The sequence below is a fragment of the Pantoea dispersa genome (genome assembly GCF_014155765.1).
Taxonomy (GTDB): Bacteria; Pseudomonadota; Gammaproteobacteria; order Enterobacterales; family Enterobacteriaceae; genus Pantoea; species Pantoea dispersa.
The window spans coordinates 1-584 of the sequence record NZ_SCKT01000031.1 but is presented as its reverse complement, the minus strand read 5'-3'; the positions used below and the strand labels follow the sequence as shown (position 1 = coordinate 584).

General features: G+C 61.5%; 1 protein-coding gene. It reads right to left on the bottom strand.

Annotated features, from left to right (window positions below; translation table 11 throughout):
• Window positions 1-476 (bottom strand): helix-turn-helix domain-containing protein (locus tag H7K56_RS23155; RefSeq protein ID WP_182689059.1); only part of this gene is annotated, 476 nt, incomplete at its 3' end.
• Window positions 477-584 lie beyond the last annotated feature (108 nt).

The following is a 584-nucleotide window of genomic DNA, read 5'->3' as shown; positions in this document are numbered from 1 at the left end:
AGCGTGAAGGGGCGGCACCAGCTGCCGTCTTTCAGGCGGAAGCGCCCTTTAAAATCAGCGCTCCAGACGTGGTTATTCCTCACGGGCGTCGTGAGACTGCGCAGGTTGCCCGGCGTTCGCTTGCGCGGCGTCCGCGGCTGCACCATTCCCGCCGCCTTCAGCAGGTCGCCGATGGTGCTGGCGGCGGGCACGATGAAGTCAGCGCCGTTGCTGAGGAACCAGTGGCGGATTTTTTTTGGCCCCCAGTCGGGGTGCTGCTGGCGGAACTGAACAAGGCGCGCGGCGATGTCGGGGGCGATTTTATCGGGCTGGAGATGGCGGGCGCGGGAGAGATTTTCAAGCGAGGAGAGCTCGCCGGGGTTAAAGCGGCTGAGCCACTTGTAGCCGGTTTTGCGGCTGATGCCGTGGCGGTGACACAGCTGCGTCATGGATTCCCCGCCTGCCTGGCAGGCGAGGATGAATTCAAGGCGTTGCATGGTAACAGTCTCAGTCCAGGGCATAGTGAGTCTCCTCTGCTATGCCGTTTATAACTGTTACCCATGTGCCCGGTCTAAAGTGTTACCCATGTGGCCGGTTTGTACCTT